Genomic DNA, 18606 nt, shown 5'->3' with positions numbered 1-18606 from the left:
TTGTTCTCACTCGAAAGAGTGGCGGGGCAGTGGCCGCGTGGACCACGTAGGCTCATTCAGGACGGAGAAAAACGTCGGCAGAGGAAGTCGGCAGAGAACGACGCCGACGCGGACGAAGCGTCGGAGACGACGACGGAGACGGCGAGGAGCTGATCGTGATCCCCGGTGGCCAGCCCAACATGCAGCAGTTGCTCCAGCAAGCCCAGAAGATGCAGCAGGACCTGCAGCGGGCGCAGGAGGAACTGGCGAACACGGAGGTCGACGGGCAGGCGGGCGGCGGTCTGGTGAAGGCCACCGTCACCGGCGCCGGTGAGCTGCGCGCCCTGAAGATCGACCCGAAGGCGGTGGACCCGGCGGCCGCGTCCCCCGAGGAGACGGCCGAGACCCTCGCCGACCTGGTCGTGGCGGCCGTGCAGGCGGCCAACGCGAACGCGCAGTCGCTCCAGCAGCAGAAGCTCGGCCCGCTGGCGCAGGGGCTGGGCGGCGGCAGCGGCATCCCGGGCCTGCCGTTCTGACGCCTCCGCCTTCCGAGCGGGGGCGGGAGCCAACTACCGTACGTACCGAAAGGTCTCCAGGAAAGGCAGTCCGTTGTACGAAGGCGTGGTCCAGGACCTCATCGACGAGCTGGGGCGGTTGCCCGGCGTCGGTCCCAAGAGCGCGCAGCGGATCGCCTTCCATATCCTGCAGGCGGAGCCGACCGACGTGAAGCGGCTCGCGCAGGCCCTCCTGGAGGTGAAGGCGAAGGTCCGCTTCTGCGCGACGTGCGGCAACGTCGCACAGGAGGAGCTGTGCGGCATCTGCCGCGACCCGCGCCGCGATCCCACCGTCATCTGTGTGGTGGAGGAACCGAAGGACGTCGTGGCGATCGAGCGGACCCGCGAGTTCCGGGGCCGTTACCACGTGCTCGGCGGCGCGATCAGCCCGATCGAGGGTGTGGGCCCCGACGACCTGCGTATACGAGAACTTCTCGCCCGGTTGGCCGACGGGACGGTCACGGAGCTGATCCTGGCCACGGATCCGAATCTGGAAGGCGAGGCCACGGCGACGTACCTCGCCCGCATGATCAAGCCCATGGGCCTGAAGGTCACCCGCCTGGCCAGCGGCCTCCCGGTGGGTGGCGACCTGGAATACGCGGACGAGGTCACCCTCAGCCGCGCCTTCGAGGGGAGACGACTCCTAGATGTCTGACGCCACACTGCACGCCTCGGCGCAGAACCCGGACGACTTCGTGGTCCAGATCGCGGACCAGGTCGAGAGCTTCCTGGTGGCCGTCACGGAGGTGGCGAGGGGTGACGAGCCCGAATCGGCGGTGCCGTTCCTCCTCCTCGAGGTCTCCCAGCTCCTGCTGGCCGGCGGCCGGCTGGGCGCCCACGAGGACATCGTCCCCGAGGAGCGCTACGAGCCCGACCCGGGCCCCGAGCCGGACGTGGACGAGCTGCGCGAGAACTTCGCCCGGCTCCTGGACCCGGTCGACGTCTACTCCGAGGTCTTCGACCCGTACGAGCCCCGTACGGCGCCGGTGCCGGCCCGGATCTCCGACGACCTGGCCGACATCATCACCGACCTCAGGCACGGCATGGCCCACTACCGAGCGGGCCGCACCAGCGAGGCGCTGTGGTGGTGGCAGTTCTCGTACTTCTCCAACTGGGGTCCGACGGCCTCCGCCGTGCTGCGCGCCCTCCAGTCGGTCCTCATCCACGTCCGCCTCAACCAGCCCCTGGAGGAGCTGGACGGCCTCGACACCGACCAGCCGGCCATGGGTGACGAGACCCTGGAGTTCGAGGCGGGCCGGGTGATGGCGGAGGAGATCGGCGCTCCGCTGGGGATCCAGCCGGGGAAGTAGCCGGGGCGGCCGCTGTGACCCGGGGCACGTTCCGAGTGCGGGGCCGATCGCTGGGCAGGGTTCGTGACCGAGCGGGCGATGTCTCACCATGCGGGAGCACGGTGGTGGTATTCGGACGCTCGTTAGACTGAGCCGACACAAACGAACCGAGCGAGGAGCGCACGTGGGCCTTGTCGTGCAGAAGTACGGAGGCTCCTCCGTAGCCGATGCCGAAGGCATCAAGCGCGTCGCCAAGCGGATCGTGGAAGCGAAGAAGAACGGCAACCAGGTTGTCGTCGTCGTTTCCGCGATGGGCGACACGACGGACGAGCTGATCGATCTCGCCGAGCAGGTTTCTCCGATGCCTGCGGGGCGGGAATTCGACATGCTGCTGACCGCCGGAGAGCGGATCTCCATGGCCCTGCTGGCGATGGCGATCAAAAACCTGGGCCACGAGGCCCAGTCCTTCACCGGCAGCCAGGCAGGCGTCATCACCGACTCGGTCCACAACAAAGCCCGGATCATCGACGTCACGCCGGGCCGGATCAGGACGGCGCTGGACGAGGGCAACATCGCCATCGTCGCCGGTTTCCAGGGCGTCTCGCAGGACAAGAAGGACATCACCACGCTGGGCCGGGGCGGCTCCGACACGACGGCCGTGGCGCTCGCCGCCGCGCTCGACGCCGAGGTCTGTGAGATCTACACCGACGTCGACGGCGTGTTCACCGCCGACCCGCGCGTGGTGAAGAAGGCGAAGAAGATCGAGTGGATCTCCTTCGAGGACATGCTGGAGCTCGCGGCCTCCGGCTCCAAGGTGCTCCTCCACCGCTGTGTGGAGTACGCCCGCCGCTACAACATCCCGATCCATGTCCGGTCGTCCTTCAGCGGACTGCAGGGCACGTGGGTCAGCAGTGAGCCGATTGGGGACAAGAAGGTGGAGCAGGCCATCATCTCCGGTGTCGCGCACGACACCTCCGAGGCCAAGATCACGGTCGTCGGTGTGCCGGACAAGCCGGGTGAGGCCGCCGCGATCTTCCGGACCATCGCCGATGCCGAGATCAACATCGACATGGTCGTGCAGAACGTGTCCGCCGCGTCCACGGGGCTGACGGACATCTCCTTCACGCTGCCGAAGACCGAGGGCCGCAAGGCCATCGACGCCCTGGAGAAGAACCGCTCCGGCATCGGCTTCGACTCGCTGCGCTACGACGACCAGATCGGCAAGATCTCCCTGGTCGGCGCCGGTATGAAGACCAACCCGGGCGTCACCGCCGCGTTCTTCGAGGCGCTCAGCAACGCCGGTGTGAACATCGAGCTGATCTCGACGTCCGAGATCCGTATCTCGGTGGTCACGCGCGCCGACGACGTGCCGGAGGCCGTCCGCGCCGTGCACACCGCCTTCGGGCTGGACTCCGACTCCGACGAGGCCGTCGTCTACGGAGGCACGGGCCGCTGATGGCGCCGACCGGCAAGCCGACGCTCGCGGTCGTGGGAGCGACCGGGGCCGTCGGCACGGTCATGCTCCAGATCCTGTCCCAGCGCGCGGACATCTGGGGCGAGATCCGCCTGATCGCCTCCCCGCGCTCGGCCGGCCGCAAGCTGGCCGTGCGCGGCGAGGAGGTCGAGGTGACGGCCCTGACGGAGGACGCCTTCGACGGGGTCGACATCGCGCTGTTCGACGTCCCCGACGAGGTCGCCGCCGCGTGGGCGCCGGTCGCCGCCGAGCGCGGCGCGGTCGTCGTGGACAACTCCGGCGTCTTCCGGATGGACCCGGACGTGCCGCTCGTCGTGCCCGAGATCAATCCGCACACGGTGCGGTCCCGCCCCCGCGGCATCGTCGCGAGCCCCAACTGCACCACCCTGACGATGATCGTCTCCCTGGGCGCGCTGCACGCCGAGTTCGGGCTGCGCGAGCTGGTGGTGTCGTCGTACCAGGCGGTGAGCGGGGCCGGACGGGCCGGCGTGGACACGCTCAGGGCCCAGCTGTCCCTGGTGGCCGGCACCGAGCTGGGCACCAAGCCCGGGGACGTGCGGCGGGCCGTCGGGGAGGACACCGGGCCGTTCCCGGAGCCGGTCGCGCTCAACGTCGTACCGTGGGCCGGGTCGCTCCGGGAGGACGGCTGGTCCTCGGAGGAGATGAGGGTCCGCGACGAGTCCCGGAAGATCCTCGGCCTGCCGAGGCTGCCGGTCGCCGTGACCTGTGTCCGGGTCCCGGTGGTCACCACCCACTCGCTGACCGTCCACGCCCGCTTCCAGCGGGAGGTCGGCGTCGACGGCGCCCGGGAGATCCTCGCCACCGCGCCGGGAGTGGTGCTGTGCGACGATCCGGCCGCCGGTGAGTTCCCCACCCCCGCCGACGTGGTGGGCACCGATCCGACCTGGGTGGGCCGGGTACGGCGGGCCCTGGACGATCCGACCGCGCTGGAGCTGTTCGTCTGCGGCGACAACCTGCGCAAGGGTGCCGCGCTGAACTGCGTGCAGATCGCCGAGCTGCTCGCGGCGGAGACGTCCGCTCCCGCATAGCGGTTGAACTTTGTAGGATCTTTGTAAGAGCTGTGGCCGGGAGCATGGTCCAATCCACTTGAACCGTCCCTCCCGGCGGCAGAGGATTTCTCTCCCCGCCTTCCGCAACCGTACGGAGGCGGGGAGCGTCTTTGCGGTCACCCCTTGCGGGACCTGGGGACGTGATGATCCTGGCGTGGGGACGCCGTGATCGGGGCGTGGGGACGCCCGTTCAAATGGGACATAACGGAAGAGCGGGACGCATGACGGCATTTGAGGCTCCGTCGGTTGTCGCACATGTGACGCCCGGCACGTACAACCCCCGAGGGGGGAAACGTGTCCAACTGGCGTGGCAGAGGTACTCGAACTCAGTGTGGCCCGCGGCGGTACGGCCCTGCGGCCCCGCGCGGCGCTCCGGCCCCGCACGCCCGGCGGCATGCCGGTGATCGCGCCCATGCCCGCAGCGCGGCCCGCCCGCATACCCAGTCAGCGCGACGGCGTCGAGGAGTCCGCGGGCGCCGTCGCGACCGAGGCCGCCGGGACGACCGTCGACCACCTCACCGAGACCTACCGGGCGCACTACCGCTCGCTGCTCGGCCTCGCCGCGCTCCTCCTCGACGACACCGCCTCCTGCGAGGACGTCGTCCAGGAGGCCTTCATACGCGTCCACTCGGCCCGCAAGCGCGTCCGCGACCCCGAGAAGACCCTCGCCTACCTGCGGCAGACGGTCGTCAACCTCTCCCGCTCCACGCTGCGCCGGCGCATCCTCGGCCTGAAGCTCCTCTCCAAGCCGATGCCCGACATGGCGAGCGCGGAGGAGGGCGCCTACGACCAGCTGGAGCGCCGCGACCTCATCAAGGCGATGAAGGGCCTGCAGCGCCGCCAGCGCGAGGTGCTCGTGCTGCGCTACTTCGCGGACATGACCGAGGCCCAGGTCGCCGAGACCCTCGGCATCTCCCTGGGCTCAGTGAAGGCGTACGGGTCGCGGGGCATCGCCGCGCTGCGGGTGTCCATGGAGGCATCGGCATGACCGACCACGCCGAAGGGGGCGATTCCCATGACGGTCACTCCCACGAACGGCACTCCCACGAACGGCACTCCCACGAACGTCACGAGCCCTACGCCTGGCACGAGCCGACAGGGCGCGCCGGGCAACAGCACACGCCATCGCACCCTGGGAACGGAACTGTGAACCACGGCCCCGAGGACAAGGGCCCCGAGAGGCTCGACGGAGTCCACGCCCTGGACGACCTCGACTCCGACGAACAGGCCCTGCGCCGACTGCTGCACACGGCGGTCGACGACATCGAGCCGCGCACCGGCACCCTGGACCACCTCCGCCGGGCCGTCCCCGCGCGCCGCGCCCGCAAGCGGCAGGCCGTGGTCGGCATGGCCGCGGCGGCCCTGTTCATCGGCACCGCGATCCCGGCCCTCGTCCACGTCTCCCACGCCGGCGGCTCCGACCCGAACACCGCCATGGCCGGCCAGAGCTCCCAGGCCCAGGGCGGCACCGGCCAGAGCAAGGACAAGGGCGGCGACAAGGGCGGCAAGAAGGACACCGGCAGTACGACGGTGAAGCCGGACAAGGAGTCCGGCAAGAGCGACGAGAAGACCGAGAAGGGCAGCAAGGGCGGCAGCTCCACCGGCGGCACCGGCCCCGTCGCGCCGCCCGCCTCCGGCACCCCGCTCTGCACGGCGGCCCAGCTGGGCTCCGCCACCGGCACGGTGAGCCCGCCCGACTCCGCGGGCGCCGTCTACGGCGTCTTCCGCGTCACCAACATCTCCGGCACCGCCTGCACCGTCACCGGCGCCGGCAGCATCACGCCGACCGCCCAGGGCGCCGCGGACCCGGCCAAGATCGTCACCCTCCGGCACGCGGCCGGGGACGCGGCGGCCTCGCTGCCCGACCCGTCCCTCGAAGTCACCTCGCTGGTCCTCCAGCCCGGCGCGGCGTACGAGGAGAAGTTCGCCTTCGTACCCTCCGAGACCTGCCCCACCACCGGCGGCACCGGCAACGGCGGCACCGAGCCGACCGACCCGTCACCGGACCCGACCCCCACCCAGGACGCGAGCGCCACCGGCGGCACCACCGACACCGGCGGCTCGGAGGGCACCACCACCCAGCTCGCCACCGAGGACGGCACCGCCGACGGCAGCATCGCCGTCACCCACACGGCGCAGGGCGGTTCCCCCTCGGCGACGGCGGTGGTGTCCGGGGCGTGCGCCGGGACGATCTACTACACCGGGGTGCTGGCGGGGGCGTGACGCTCCGCGGGGGAGCGGGGCGGACGCCGTCGGGACCGGGCGCGCGTTCCCCGCGCCCCCTTGTGGGGCGCACCGTACCGGGTCAGCCGCTCGGTACCGGTGTCCGCTCCGGCTCCTCCGGCACCAGCCCCAACGCCGCGTCCCGCTGGAACTCGATCTCCCGGCGCAGCAACCGGAACCACATGAACACCACGAACCCGGCGAACACGAACCACTCACCGGTGTATCCGAGGTTCTGGAACGCCTTCAGGTCCAGCCCCGTACCGCCCGGCGCGCTGGCCGGCACGGCCTTCATCCCGGCGTCCCCCTTGTCCAGGGTGACCCAGGCGTCGTAGAGGCGGTACGGCACCAGGTTCACCAGCGACGCCGAGCTGATCGCAGCGGTCTGCCCGGCCGGCAGCCCGCCCTGTGCGCTCACCCCGTTGTCCCCGGGCGTCTCGGACGCCTGCAGCGCGCCGGTGACGGTGACCTCGCCGGCGGGCGGTGCGGGCGCCTCGGCCGCGTCCGCCGTGCCGGGCAGCCACCCGCGCACCACGGGCAGCGCCTTCCCGGAGTCGGTGCGCAGCAGGGTCAGGACGTAGAAGCCGCGTTTGCCGTCCAGCTCCCGCCCGGGCACCAGCAGCTGCTTCCCGTACCGCCCGCTCGCCGTGACCTGCCGCCCCGCCGTGCTCTTGTCGACGGGGAGCATCGAGTCGAGCGGGCGCGCGGCCTCGGTGCGGCCGGACTCGACCCGCTCGGTCACGGTGCGGTGGTCCTGGACCCGGTCCTCGAACCGGCTCAGCTGCCACGACCCCATGAACACGCAGAACGGGATGGCGAGCAGCACGAAGACGTTGATGCCCCACCAGCGGGGTGTCAGCAGAAAGCGGTACACGCCCTCCACGGTACGGCGCCCGGCGGGGCGTTCTGGCCGCGGGTCGGCCCTCGCGGGTCCTCGGCGTTTCCCGGTCCTCGGCGTTTTTGCGTCCTCAGTCCTTCCGCGCCCTCAGCGAGTAGATCAGCGGGATGCGCGGATGGTCCGCGGGGAAGCGGTGGTAGCCGTCGCGCACCTCGAAGTTCCTGAAGCGCGGGAAGACCGACACGTCGTGCTCGTGCAGGAACTCCAGGCGCAGCCCCGCCGCGGCGAGCGCGGAGACCACGTCCCCCAGGGTGTGCTGCCACTCCACGCTGCGGTTGTGGACGGTGACGGCGTCCAGGTCGGCGTAGGTGCCCGGCTCCTCGTAGACCTGCGCGTCCCGGGTGAAGTAGTCCCGCACGATCCGGGTGCCGGTCTCGTCGTCCAGGGACTCGGTGAGCGGGTGGAACTCGGCGAGGTAGAGGAAGCCGCCCGGCGCGACCAGCGAGGCGGCCGTCTCGGCCCAGCGCCGGATGTCCGGCAGCCAGCACAGGGCGCCGAGCCCGGTGTACACGATGTCGTACGACGGCTCGGGCACGGCGGCGGGCGCGTCGTAGACGTCGCTGGTGACGAACGCCGCCCGGTCGGGGCCGTGGCCGAGGTCGGCCGCGAGGGCGCGGGCCGCCTCCACCGCCGGTGCCGAGAAGTCCAGGCCGACGACGCGGGCGGCGCCGCGGTGGGCCCAGGAGAGGGTGTCGGTGCCGATGTGGCACTGCAGGTGCAGCAGCGTCTTCCCGGTGACGTCCCCGACCTCGGCCGTCTCGAAGTCCCGCAGGTCGTCCCGGCGGGCGCGGAAGCCGTCGAGGTCGTAGAAGGATCCGGCGACGTGGACGGGCACCCGCTCGTCCCACATGGCCCGGTTGTCCTCGCGCCAGCCCTCGGGAACGGATGCGGAAGTGGTGGAAACGCTCATGGCCGGGAAGTTATCCACAGGCTGCGCACACCCGCCACCCAATTGTCGCCGCGGCCAGGCAATATGGGCGCATGACTGGGGCCATGAGTGAGAGCAGGACGCCGGACACACCGGACATGCCGGACTGGGAGAAGCGCTTCCGGGCGCCACGCGTCTCCCTGCCGGACTGGGCGGAGGACGCGCCGGACCGCTCCCTGTTCGTGTCGAACGCGACGGGGACGTACGAGCTGTACGCCTGGGACAGAGCGACGGGCGAGCAGCGCCAGGCGACGGACCGGCCGAACGGCACGACGGACGGCGTGCTCTCCCCGGACGGCGCCTGGATCTGGTGGTTCGACGACAAGGACGGCGACGAGTTCGGCATCTGGCGCCGCCAGCCCTTCGCGGGCGGTCCCGACGAGCCGGCCGTGCCCGGTCTCGCCCCGTCCTACCCGGCCGGCCTGGCCCTGTCCCGCGACGGCCGCACGGCGGTCGTCGGCCGCTCCACGGACGACGACGGTACGACGATCCATGTGGCGCGCGAGGGCGCGGACCCGGTGGAGATCTACCGGCACCGCGAGTCGGCGGGCGTCGGCGACCTGTCGTACGACGGTTCCCTGATCGCCGTCGAGCACACGGAGCACGGCGACGCCATGCACGCCGCGCTGCGGGTGCTCCGCCCGGACGGCACGGCGGTCGCCGAGCTGGACGACACCAAGGGCGGCACCGAGGAGCTGGGTCTGGAGGTGCTGGGCTTCGCCCCGGTCGACGGCGACACCCGGCTGCTCATCGGCCACCAGCGCCGGGGCCGCTGGGAGCCGCTGGTGTGGGACGTGGCGACGGGCGAGGAGACGGACCTGGCCCTGGACCTGCCGGGCGACGTCAGCGCCGAGTGGTATCCGGACGGCTCGGCCCTGCTCGTCGTCCACGGCTTCGAGGCCCGCAGCGAGCTGTTCCGGTACGACCTGGCGGCCCGTGAACTGACCCGCATCCCCACCCCGCCCGGCACGGTCTCCGGTGCCACGGCCCGCCCCGACGGCAGCGTGGAGTACCTGTGGTCGTCGGCGGCGAAGCCCCCGGCGGTGCGCTCCACGACCGGCGCCGTGGTGCTGGACCCGCCCGGCATGGCGTGCCCGCCGTCGGTGCCCGTGGAGGACGTGTGGGTGGAGGGCCCCGGCGGCCGCATCCACGCGCTGGTCCAGAAGCCGGCGGGCGCCACGGGCCCCCTGCCCACCGTCTTCGACCTGCACGGCGGCCCGACCTGGCACGACAGCGACTCCTTCGCGGCGGGCCCGGCCGCCTGGGTCGACCACGGGTACGCGGTGGTCCGCATCAACTACCGCGGCTCCACCGGTTACGGCCGCGCCTGGACCGACGCCCTCAAGCACCGGGTCGGCCTGATCGAGCTGGAGGACGTGGCGGCCGTCCGCGAGTGGGCGATCACCTCCGGCCTCGCCGACCCCGCACGCCTCGTCCTGACCGGAGCCTCCTGGGGCGGCTACCTCACCCTGCTCGGCCTCGGCACCCAGCCGGACGCCTGGACGCTGGGCATCGCGGTCGTCCCGGTCGCGGACTACGTCACGGCGTACCACGACGAGATGGAGGCCCTGAAGGCCATGGACCGCACCCTGCTGGGCGGCACCCCCGAGGAGGTCCCGGACCGCTTCGCGGCGTCCTCCCCGCTCACGTACGTCGACCAGGTCAAGGCGCCCGTCCACATCTCGGCCGGCGTCAACGACCCCCGCTGCCCGATCCGCCAGATCGACAACTACGTCAAGAGACTGGAGTCCCGCGGCGCGGTCCACGAGGTGTACCGGTACGACGCGGGGCACGGCTCCCTGGTGGTCGACGAGCGGATCAAGCAGGTGCGACTGGAGCTGGACTTCGCGGCCCGTCACCTGCCCGCCGGCTGAGCACCCGCCGTACCGCCGGAGCCTTCGCGGGCTCCGGCGGTACGCCGCCCGGTGGCCGGCCGGCCCAGGTGGTACCCGGGATCAGCGACGCGGCAGCGACACGTACAGGCGCGTGCCCCGGGGGCGGTAACCGACCCGTTCGTACACGCGGCGGGAGCCCTCGCCGGAGTACTCCAGCCAGACCGATCCGACCCCTTGGGCGAACATCGCGGCGGTCACCTCGGCGGTCACCGCGGCGGCGATGCCGCGGCCGCGGTGGGCCGGGCGGGTGCCGACGCCGGACAGTTCGGCGGTGTCCTCGGCCGGCGCGGAGCAGGAGGCGCCCCCGGCGCAGCCGCCCTCCGGGGCACGGACGAAGCGCACCGCCCCGCCGCCCTCCTGGGTGCGCCGCAACCGGGCCGCGCCCTCCGCCGAGGGGGCGAAGACACCGCCGAACGCCTCGGCGAGCGCCGCGTCCAGCCCGGCGTACTCCTCGTCGGTCACCGGGGTCTCCACGGCCGGGGCGGGCCGGGGGACCGTCAGGCGGTCCGGGGTGCAGACCAGGTACTCGTGCACCGCCTCGGTCTCGAAGCCCGACGCCCGCAGTACCGGCGCCACGGCGGGCGCGGCCTCCGGTGCGAACTCCAGCCGGGGCAGCAGTCCACGCTCCCGGAAGGCCCCGACCAGCGCGGTGACGTCCCGCTCGGTCGGCTCGGCTCCCGGCAGCGGGGTCGCGTAGTTCAGGTAGGGGCTGTCGGTGTCGGAGGAGAAGCCGGCGACGAACCCGCCGGTCTCGGTGACGACGGGCCGGCGGCGGAGGTTGGCGACGGCGAAGCTCTGGACCTGCATGTCCATGGTGGGTATGACCTCACGAAGTCTCGGAAGGAGCCCCTGATGCGAACTTGGTGGGTTCGGGGGCAGGAGAGCATGGCGGTGCGTCAGGCACCGCATCGTGGGGCCGCCGTGCGGAAGCGTCGTGCGCGGCGCTCAGTGCCGACGGCGGCCGCTCGGGGACGCCGCAGTCATTGGCTGTCGTTCCTCACCGTGAGTTCCTCCGCCGGGTCGCAGAGCACGGTCACTGTTCCATGACCGGCCGGGACCGGCAAGGGGATGTCCCAGCGGGGTCAGCGGAGTTCCGCCAGGCCCCTGCGAGTGGCGGCGACCACCACCCGGTCCCCCTTCTCCAGGACGTGGCCGGCGGCCGTGTCCGTTCGGCCCAGCAGCGCCAGTACCCGCCAGGAGCCGGCCCGGAAGGCCTCCCGTACGGTCCGGCCCTCCAGCTGCGGATGGCCGTCGACGTCGACCGCGGCGAACAGCAGCACCCTGCGCTCCACGGCGACGGCACCCAGCACCTGCCGGCCCAGCATCGCCCCGGCGAACGCGGGGGCGGCGAGGTGGCTGACGCTTCGGCTGCGGGTCAGGGCGCGGGGGTACGCGGCGCGCAGGGTGCGGTAGACGGCGGTGGCGAAGTCGTCGTCGTACAGGCGCAGGACCACGCGGAGGTCGGGGCGGACGGTGCGGGCGTAGAGGACGGCCTCCAGGTTGGTGGTGTCGGAGCTGGTCACCGCGAGCAGGGTCTGGGCCCGGTGGATCTGGGCGGCTTCCAGCACGCCTTCGTGGGTGACGTCCCCGAGGACCACCGGCACCCGCAGCCGGCGGGCGGCGGCGAGGCCGCGGGCCTCCGGGTCGGACTCGACGCAGACCACGGGGATGTTCAGCTCCCGCAGCCGGGTCAGCACCCGGGTGCCGATCTTGCCGAGTCCGAGCAGGACCACGTGCCCGTTGATGCCCCGGGGCGGCCGGCGCAGGGCGGAGGCGGTACGGAAGGTGCCGAGCGCCTCCAGGGCGGCGGCCAGCAGGATCGGGAGGATGAGCAACCCGACCAGCGCGGAGAGGAGTTGGAGAAGCTGACGGCCGAGGGGTTCCCTGAGCGCCGGGTCGTCGATCGCGAACAGGTCGAGGAGGGTGATGTAGAAGGCGCGCAGCGGGTGGATGCCGGTGACCAGCCACAGGGCCACGGCGAGAGCGACCACGCAGCCGACCGCTCCGGCCAGGGACCAGCGCAGCCGCCGGGAGAAGAGCGAGGCGAGCGGCATGACGCCGGTCAGGCGGCGGGCGGGGGCGGTGGATTCCGTACCGGTGCCGGAGGAGACGTGTTCCAGCACCACGGCCTGCCGGCCGGCGGCCAGCCGCACCTCCTCGTCGTCGGGGAGCAGCCGCGGCTGCTCCCCGGGGCCGTCCGGGTCGCCGCCGCCCGAGAGCAGGGCCAGGGTGCACAGCCCCGCACCCGCACCGGAGCCCGCACCCGCGTCCGTACCGGCATCGGGTGCGCCTCCGGGCAGCGGTCGTTCCACGGCCCGCAGCAGCAGTCCCTCGGCCTGTACGACCCGGCCGGTACCGGCGACGGCGGTGGCGGCCAGTGCGGGTGCGGCCGTGTCGGCGTCGGACAGCACGGTCGTGGAGGCCTCGACGCCGGCGCCCGTGAGACCGCCCGCGTCGTCACCCCCGGCGGCCAACGCGGCCGCCTGGTCGAGGAGTTCCTCGATGTGCTGGCCGAGCCGCCGGTTGTAGAGCCGCAGGACGAGCCGTAGTCGCGGGTTGAGCCGGCGGGCGGTCAGCGCGGCGCGGATGTTGGTCTCGTCGTCGTCGTACACGAGGGCCAGCGCGGCGGCGCGGGCCACGCCGGCCTCGGCGAGCACCGCCTCGGTGGGTTCCACGGCCTCCAGTACGCCTTCCCCGTCGGGTCGTTGACCGGCCGGGGCACCGGGCGGCTGCCCGTTCGCCCCGGTCCGGCCCACGGTGCCCACGGCGGCGCTGACCACACGGTCGAACAGCGCCGCCGACGCGGCCCGGGCACGGCCGACCACGGGGGGCCGGGCGGTGCGTTCGTTCGGCGGTACGACGAGGGTGACCTGTTCGCCGTAGACCCCGCGCAACTCGGCGGCCAGCCGGTGCGCGAGCCCGTCGTCGCCGCACACGACCATGTGCGGCGGCCGGGTCCCCGGCCCCCCTTGATACGGAACGCTCGCCACAAGGGGAAAGAGTGCCCCAAGGAGATGCATGGTTCCAGCAACGGTCTGAACGTCCGCGCCGGGGCGCGCGTAGAGGAGGGGAGGGAGAGCAGCAGCCGGAGGTAACCACCCGTGGCCATCACCGAAGACGCCCCACCGGGCACGGACACCGAGCCCCCCGGGCCCCCGACGGACGCCCGCTCCGATCCCCCACAGGACTCCCGCCCCGGCCCCCCGCAGGCCCCCCGCTCCGACCCCCCGCCCGACCGCGCGGGCCTGCGCCTCAGCTCCCCCCTGGTCCTCGTACTCACCCTGCTGCTGGCCGTCCTCGCCCAGTCCCCCCTCCGCGGGCTGCTCGGCACCCCGGCGATGCAGAGCTGGACGACGGTGTTCGTGGCGGTCACCGTCCAGGCGCTGCCCTTCCTGGTGCTCGGCGTGCTGCTGTCGGCGGCGATCGCGGTGTTCGTGCCGGCGTCCTTCTTCGCGCGCGCCCTGCCGCGCCGGCCGGCCCTGGCCGTGCCCGTGGCCGGTATCGCGGGCGCGGTGCTGCCGGGCTGCGAGTGCGCGTCGGTGCCGGTGGCGGGCGCCCTGGTCCGCCGGGGCGTGGCGCCCGCCGCCGCCCTCGCCTTCCTCCTCTCCGCGCCCGCGGTCAACCCGGTGGTGCTGACCGCCACGGCCGTCGCCTTCCCGGGGCACCCGGAGATGGTCCTGGCCCGGTTCCTGGCCAGCCTGCTGGTGGCCTGCGTGATGGGCTGGCTGTGGCAGCGGCTGGGCCGCACGGACTGGCTGCGCCCGCCGGCCCACGGCGCGCACGAGGGCCGGAGCAAGGGGGAGGCGTTCTGGGGCTCGGTCCGCCACGACGTCATGCACGCCGGTGGCTTCCTGGTGCTCGGTGCGACGGCCGCGGCCACGCTGAAGGCGGCCGTCCCCGCGGACTGGCTGCGTACGGCCGCCGCCACGCCCCTGCTCTCGGTGCTCGCCCTCGCCGGCCTCGCCGTCCTGCTGTCCATCTGCTCGGAGGCGGACGCGTTCGTCGCGGCCTCCCTGACCCAGTTCTCCCCGACGGCCAAGCTGGTGTTCCTGGTGGTGGGCCCGATGATCGACCTCAAGCTGTTCGCGATGCAGGCCGGCACCTTCGGCCGTGCCTTCGCGCTCCGCTTCGCGCCCGCCACCTTCGCGCTGGCCGTCACGGGCGCCGTACTGACCGGGGCGGTGCTGCTGTGAACCGGCAGGCCCAGGCAGCCGTCCTGTTCCTGCTCGGCGGAGCGCTGCTGCACGCGGGCGCCACCGACCTGTACCTGCGGTACGTCAAGGAGGGCCTGCGCCCGCTGCTGCTGGCCTCGGGCGCGGTCCTGATCGCGGCGGCGCTGGCGACGGCCTGGTACGAGCGCCGCCGCGACCGGCGCCCCGGGTCCCACGAGCACCCCGAACCCCGTGTCGCCTGGCTCCTCCTGCTCCCCCTCCTCGCCCTGATCCTGATCGCCCCGCCGGCCCTCGGCTCCTACAGCGCGCTGCGCTCCGGTACGGCGCTCCAGAAGCCGTACGCCTACGGCCCCCTGCCCGCCGGCGACCCGGTGCCGCTCTCCGTCGTCGACTACGCCTCCCGCGCGGCCTACGGCCACGGCCGCGCCCTGCACGGCCGCCAGGTCCGGGTCACCGGCTTCCTCGCCCTGGACCGCTCGGGCACCGCCTACCTGGTCCGGATGGCCCTCAACTGCTGCGCGGCGGACGCCCAGCCGGTGAAGATCGCGCTGACCGGCACGCTCCCGCCGGTCCTGCGACCGGACGCCTGGCTGGAGGTCACGGGCACGTACACCCCCCGCCTCGCCCGCGACCCGGTCAACAACGGCCCGGTGCCCTACCTGAAGGTGACCTCCGCACGACCGGTACCGACACCGCGCGACCCGTACGACGAGACCTGGAACAACTGACCGACGAGACCTGGAACAACCGACCGCGCGGGGAGGCCGGGACGGCCGTCCGCCACAATCCCGGTATGAAGCATGCGGGGGGTATGGCCGGTCGGGCGGCGATCGGCCGGATGTGCGTACTGGTGCTGCTGCTCGCGGGGGCCGCGCTGGCCGGGTCGTTCGTGCCGGACGCCACCGCGTACGAGAGGGCGTGGCGGGCGGCGCAGCCGTGTCCGGCGGCCGGGGCGCGCACCGGTGCGTCGTCGCACGACTGTCTGCGGACCGTCGGGGCCGTCATCGCCCGGACCGAGGCCCGCCGGCCCAAGCGGCGGAGCTGGCTGTACTTCGCGGACGGTCGGCCGCTGACACGGCTGGGGGTGTCGTCGGAGGCCGCCGGGGCGTTCGAGAAGGGTGACCGGGTGGAGCTGACCGTCTGGCGCGGTGAGGTCATGGAGGTCGCCGGGGAGCGGTACGTGTGGCACGAGCACGTGACCACCGGCGGCAGTGTGGCCGTCGCCGCGGCCGGGCTCGCCCTGGCCGCGGGATTCCCCGGGGCGCAGCTGCTGCTACGGCTGCGCGGGCGGCGGCGGCCCGCCGACGAGGTGCCGCCGTCCGCGCTGCCGTACGGGGTCGCCCTGGCCGGCACCGGTGCCTGGCTGCTGCCGCTCTGCTACCGGCACCCCACGAGCCTGCTCGCCTCCGCCGGTTCCCTGACCTGGCTGGCCGCCGGTTCGGCCGCGACCGCCGCCCTGTTCGCCTGGGCCTGGCACGCCACCCGCATCCGCGCCCCCCTGGCCCCTGCCGCGCGCCGGCCCCCGGAGGAGGGCGACGTGTTCGTGTCCGCCCGTTTCCTGGAGGACACCGACTACAACCCGCACGGCTTCGGCACCTACATCGTCCTCGGCGGCGGCGAGCCGGCGGTCGTCCCGCACCCGGGCCCGGGCCGGTTCGCGGCCCGGCGCATTCCGGCCGAGCGGCTCACCGTCACGACCGTGCGCCGCGCCCGTGGCACGGAGGGCGACACCGTGCCGCGCGACTGGCACATCGCCGAACTGGACGACGCCGGCACCCCGGTCCGCCTCACCGCCGCCCCCGACGACCTGGCCCTGGTCCTGGGCGCGCTGGAAGAGGCGAGGAACTGACCCGGGCCCCTGGGCGCGGACGCACAACCGCCCGCCGGCCCGCGCCCGGGGAGGGCAGACCGCGGGCCCGCGCCCGGGGAGAGCAGGACCGCCGGCCCGCGCCCGGGGAGGGCAGGACCGCCGGCCCGCGCCCGGGAAGGGCAGGACCGGCGGGCCGCGTCGCGAGGTGCCCGGCCGGGGCGACCGCTAGCGGCCGGCGCTCGCCGCGTCGAAGTCGAAGCGGGCCAGGTCCCGCAGCCACGCCTCCGCGTTGCCGTCCGACGGGGCCCGCCAGTCGCCGCGCGGGGAGAGGGAGCCGCCCGCCGAGACCTTCGGGCCGTTCGGCATGGCCGAGCGCTTGAACTGGGAGAACGCGAAGAAACGGCGGCAGAACACCTCCAGCCAGTGCCGGATCTCCGCGAGGTCGTACGCGCCGCGCTTGGCCTCGGGGAAGCCGGGCGGCCAGGCGCCGGCGTCCGGGTCGTGCCAGGCGTGCCAGGCCAGGAAGGCGATCTTCGAGGGCCGGAAGCCGTAGCGCAGCACGTGGAAGAGGGTGAAGTCGTGCAGCGCGTACGGGCCGATCTTCGACTCGGTGGACTGCATCTCCTCGCCCGGCACCAGCTCCGGGCTGATCTCGGTGTCCAGGATGGCGGCGAGGATCCTGCCGGTCTCGTCGTCGAACTGGCCGCTGGTGATGACCCAGCGGATCAGGTGCTGGATGAACGTCTTCGGCACGCCGGAGTTCACGTTGTAGTGGCTCATCTGGTCGCCGACGCCGTACGTCGACCAGCCGAGCGCCAGCTCGGACAGGTCACCGGTGCCGAGGACGATGCCGCCGCGCTGGTTGGCGAGCCGGAACAGGTAGTCGGTGCGCAGGCCGGCCTGGACGTTCTCGAAGGTGACGTCGTACACCGGCTCGCCGGAGGCGAACGGGTGGCCGATCTCCTGGAGCATCAGCCGAGCGGTCGGCGTGATGTCCAGCTCCGCGGCGGTGACGCCGAGCGCCCGCATCAGCCTGTGCGCGTTGTCCTTGGTGTGGTCGCTGGTGGCGAAGCCGGGCAGGGTGAAGGCGAGGATGTCGCTGCGCGGCCGGCCCGCGCGGTCCATCGCCCGGGCGGCGACGATCAGCGCGTGCGTGGAGTCGAGCCCGCCGGACACCCCGATGACGACCTTGGGTCCGCCGATCGCCGCCAGCCGCTGCTGGAGCCCGGCGACCTGGATGTTGTAGGCCTCGTAGCAGTCCAGGGCGAGCCGGTCGGGGTCGGCGGGCACGAACGGGAAGCGTTCGACGCGCCGGCGCAGCCCGAGGTCGGTGAGCGGCGGGTCCAGTTCGAAGGAGACCGTCCGGAAGTCCCCGGTCCGTGCCGCGTGGGCCCGCCGGTTGTCGTCGAACGTCCCCATCCGGTGCCGTTCCTGCCGCAGCAGGTCCAGGTCGACGTCGGCGACCGCGTACTGGTCGCCGAGCGGGAACCGCTCGGTCTCGGCCAGCAGCACCCCGTTCTCGTAGATCATGGTCTGCCCGTCCCAGGACAGGTCCGTGGTGGACTCGCCCAGTCCGGCCGCCGCGTAGACGTAGGCGGCGAGGCAGCGGGAGGACGCCGAGCGGCACAGCAGCCTGCGGTCCTCGGCCCGGCCGACGGTGATCGGGCTGCCGGAGAGGTTGACCAGCACGGTCGCCCCCGCGAGGGCGGCCTCCGCGCTCGGCGGCACCGGCACCCACATGTCCTCGCAGATCTCCGTGTGCAGCACGAGCCCGGGCACGTCCGCCGCCGCGAACAGCAGGTCGACCCCGAACGGCACCTCGGCGCCCGCGACCCGGATGGTCCCGCCCCGCTCGTCGTGCCCGTCGGCGATCTGCCGGCGCTCGTAGAACTCGCGGTAGTTCGGCGGGTACGACTTCGGTACGGCGCCGAGGACCCGGCCGCGGTGGATGATCACCGCGCAGTTGTAGATCCGGTGGCGGTGGCGCAGCGGGGCGCCGACGACCAGCACGGGCAGCAGCTCCGCCGACCCGGCCACGACCGTCTCCAGCGCCTCCTCGACCCGGTCCAGCAGCGCGTCCTGGAGCAGCAGGTCCTCGATGGAGTAGCCGGTGAGGCCCAGCTCGGGGTAGACGGCGACGGCGACGCCCTCGTCCGCGCACCGGCGGGCCTGGCGCAGGACCGCTTCGGCGTTGGCGTGCGGGTCGGCGATGACGGTGTGGCCCGTGCACGCGGCGATGCGCGCGAAGCCGTGCTGATAGAGCGACCAGAAGTTCAACGGGGCTTCCTTCACGTTTCTACGACCCACAGACGAG

General features: G+C 73.1%; 15 protein-coding genes and 1 pseudogene. 11 read left to right on the top strand and 5 right to left on the bottom strand.

What is annotated here, in order from left to right:
• Nucleotides 1-155: 155 nt before the first annotated feature.
• The 7 genes from IEZ20_RS06295 (at nt 156) to IEZ20_RS06265 (ending at nt 6589) form a co-directional block, all read left to right on the top strand.
• Complete coding sequence (locus tag IEZ20_RS06295; RefSeq protein WP_189295199.1) at nt 156-515, top strand: YbaB/EbfC family nucleoid-associated protein; 360 nt, start codon at nt 156-158, stop codon at nt 513-515.
• Nucleotides 516-588: 73 nt separating this feature from the next.
• A complete protein-coding gene (gene recR, locus IEZ20_RS06290; RefSeq protein ID WP_189295197.1) occupies nt 589-1188 on the top strand; it encodes a recombination mediator RecR in 600 nt (199 codons plus the stop codon).
• A complete protein-coding gene (locus tag IEZ20_RS06285) occupies nt 1181-1843 on the top strand; it encodes a DUF5063 domain-containing protein (RefSeq protein ID WP_189295195.1) in 663 nt (220 codons plus the stop codon). The genes recR and IEZ20_RS06285 overlap by 8 nt, the downstream gene beginning before the upstream one ends.
• A 163-nt stretch (nt 1844-2006) precedes the next feature.
• A complete protein-coding gene (locus IEZ20_RS06280; RefSeq protein ID WP_189295193.1) occupies nt 2007-3278 on the top strand; it encodes an aspartate kinase in 1272 nt (423 codons plus the stop codon).
• Complete coding sequence (locus IEZ20_RS06275; protein WP_189295191.1) at nt 3278-4345, top strand: aspartate-semialdehyde dehydrogenase; 1068 nt, start codon at nt 3278-3280, stop codon at nt 4343-4345. Before IEZ20_RS06280 ends, IEZ20_RS06275 begins: the two co-directional genes overlap by 1 nt.
• 328 nt (nt 4346-4673) lie before the next feature.
• Nucleotides 4674-5354 (top strand): SigE family RNA polymerase sigma factor, encoded by a 681-nt coding sequence (locus tag IEZ20_RS06270; RefSeq protein ID WP_189295189.1) that lies wholly within the window; start codon nt 4674-4676, stop codon nt 5352-5354.
• 158 nt (nt 5355-5512) lie between these two features.
• The gene (locus IEZ20_RS06265) at nt 5513-6589 is read left to right on the top strand and encodes a hypothetical protein (RefSeq protein ID WP_189295187.1); all 1077 of its coding nucleotides are present in this window, start codon (nt 5513-5515) and stop codon (nt 6587-6589) included.
• Nucleotides 6590-6671: 82 nt separating this feature from the next.
• Here IEZ20_RS06265 and IEZ20_RS06260 read toward each other — a convergent pair whose 3' ends face one another.
• The gene (locus tag IEZ20_RS06260; protein ID WP_189295185.1) at nt 6672-7463 is read right to left on the bottom strand and encodes an SURF1 family protein; all 792 of its coding nucleotides are present in this window, start codon (nt 7461-7463) and stop codon (nt 6672-6674) included.
• Between the two features lie 94 nt (nt 7464-7557).
• Entirely contained in the window at nt 7558-8397 is an 840-nt protein-coding gene (locus IEZ20_RS06255; protein ID WP_229895899.1) for a class I SAM-dependent methyltransferase, read from the bottom strand.
• An 83-nt stretch (nt 8398-8480) separates the two neighbouring features.
• Between IEZ20_RS06255 and IEZ20_RS06250 the strand changes: the two genes are divergently transcribed.
• Entirely contained in the window at nt 8481-10289 is a 1809-nt protein-coding gene (locus IEZ20_RS06250; RefSeq protein WP_189295183.1) for a S9 family peptidase, read from the top strand.
• An 81-nt stretch (nt 10290-10370) separates the two neighbouring features.
• Here IEZ20_RS06250 and IEZ20_RS06245 read toward each other — a convergent pair whose 3' ends face one another.
• The gene (locus tag IEZ20_RS06245; protein ID WP_189295181.1) at nt 10371-11123 is read right to left on the bottom strand and encodes a GNAT family N-acetyltransferase; all 753 of its coding nucleotides are present in this window, start codon (nt 11121-11123) and stop codon (nt 10371-10373) included.
• Nucleotides 11124-11392: 269 nt separating this feature from the next.
• Entirely contained in the window at nt 11393-13252 is a 1860-nt protein-coding gene (locus IEZ20_RS06240) for an NAD(P)-binding protein (protein ID WP_189295179.1), read from the bottom strand.
• Nucleotides 13253-13555: 303 nt separating this feature from the next.
• On the opposite strand from IEZ20_RS06240, the gene IEZ20_RS06235 reads away from it, so the two are divergent.
• From IEZ20_RS06235 to IEZ20_RS06225, 3 genes and pseudogenes are all read left to right on the top strand, one after another.
• A complete protein-coding gene (locus tag IEZ20_RS06235; RefSeq protein WP_229895911.1) occupies nt 13556-14503 on the top strand; it encodes a permease in 948 nt (315 codons plus the stop codon).
• On the top strand, nt 14500-15210 hold the full coding sequence (locus tag IEZ20_RS06230; protein WP_189295175.1) for a TIGR03943 family putative permease subunit: 711 nt from the start codon (nt 14500-14502) through the stop codon (nt 15208-15210). Before IEZ20_RS06235 ends, IEZ20_RS06230 begins: the two co-directional genes overlap by 4 nt.
• An 86-nt stretch (nt 15211-15296) precedes the next feature.
• Nucleotides 15297-16331, top strand: a pseudogene (locus IEZ20_RS06225) (PH domain-containing protein); the annotation flags it as partial.
• Between the two features lie 186 nt (nt 16332-16517).
• On the opposite strand, the gene IEZ20_RS06220 reads toward IEZ20_RS06225, so the two are convergent.
• A complete protein-coding gene (locus IEZ20_RS06220; protein WP_189295171.1) occupies nt 16518-18569 on the bottom strand; it encodes an NAD(+) synthase in 2052 nt (683 codons plus the stop codon).
• Nucleotides 18570-18606 lie beyond the last annotated feature (37 nt).

This window comes from Streptomyces cinerochromogenes, from assembly GCF_014648635.1.
Taxonomy (GTDB): domain Bacteria; phylum Actinomycetota; class Actinomycetes; order Streptomycetales; family Streptomycetaceae; genus Streptomyces; species Streptomyces cinerochromogenes.
Note: the sequence above shows the minus strand (reverse complement) of the source record. Positions and strands in the feature narration are given on the sequence as shown.

Bases quoted from the DNA above. Each gene is read 5' to 3' on its own strand.
- IEZ20_RS06255 (WP_229895899.1), bottom strand. From the start codon at position 8,397: ATGAGCGTTTCCACCACTTCCGCATCCGTTCCCGAGGGCTGGCGCGAG.
- IEZ20_RS06245 (WP_189295181.1), bottom strand. From the start codon at position 11,123: ATGGACATGCAGGTCCAGAGCTTCGCCGTCGCCAACCTCCGCCGCCGG.
- IEZ20_RS06275 (WP_189295191.1), top strand. From the start codon at position 3,278: ATGGCGCCGACCGGCAAGCCGACGCTCGCGGTCGTGGGAGCGACCGGG.
- IEZ20_RS06250 (WP_189295183.1), top strand. From the start codon at position 8,481: ATGAGTGAGAGCAGGACGCCGGACACACCGGACATGCCGGACTGGGAG.
- IEZ20_RS06285 (WP_189295195.1), top strand. From the start codon at position 1,181: ATGTCTGACGCCACACTGCACGCCTCGGCGCAGAACCCGGACGACTTC.
- IEZ20_RS06240 (WP_189295179.1), bottom strand. From the start codon at position 13,252: ATGGTCGTGTGCGGCGACGACGGGCTCGCGCACCGGCTGGCCGCCGAG.